The organism is Pseudonocardia halophobica (assembly GCF_027922425.1).
GTDB classification, from domain to species: domain Bacteria; phylum Actinomycetota; class Actinomycetes; order Mycobacteriales; family Pseudonocardiaceae; genus Pseudonocardia; species Pseudonocardia halophobica.
Map to the genome: position 1 here is coordinate 1 of NZ_BSFQ01000204.1, position 706 is coordinate 706.

Sequence of the window (706 nt, forward strand, 5' to 3'; positions counted from 1 at the left end):
GATCTACATCGACCCGGACGGCAACGAGGTCGACCAGGAAGCCAACGTCGTCGTCCTCGGCCTCGGCGCCATCGAGTCCGCCCGCCTCATGCTGATGTCGACCTCCCCGCAGCACCCCGACGGCCTAGGCAACTCCAGCGGCATGGTCGGCAAGAACGCCACCTTCCACGAGTACGTGTTCGCGGTCGGGCTGTTCGACCAGGAGATCGACGACCCGCTCTATGGCTGGGTCGGCAACTACATCAGCGGCGGCACGTTCGAGTTCTACGAGACCGACGAGAACCGCGGGCACATCGGCGGCTGCCTGATCTCGGCGTCGCAGACCTGCCACCCGATCAACTGGGTGTTCCCGGGCCGGCCCCAGTGGGGGCAGTCGCTCAAGGACGCCGACCGCAGCTACTTCAACTACGCGATGAAGATCGGCGCGATCCTTCATGACATGCCGGTCGAGTCCAACCGCGTCGACCTCGACCCGACGGTGAAGGACGCCTGGGGCCTGCCGGTCGCCCGGATCACGCACAAGCCGCACGCCAACGACGTCGCCATGAGCAAGTGGCAGGTTGACAAGAACGCGGAGATCCTGCAGGTCGCGGGCGCACGCAAGACCATCCCGGTCTACCTGGACCGCATGACCGGCAACACCTGCCACCAGCACGGGACGGCGCGCATGGGCACCGACCCGTCGACGACGGTGCTCAACGGGTGG

General features: G+C 66.6%; 1 protein-coding gene. It reads left to right on the plus strand.

What is annotated here, in order from left to right; all coding sequences use genetic code 11:
* Positions 1–706 (plus strand): GMC oxidoreductase (locus PKE99_RS38165; RefSeq protein WP_271215116.1); only part of this gene is annotated, 706 nt, incomplete at both ends.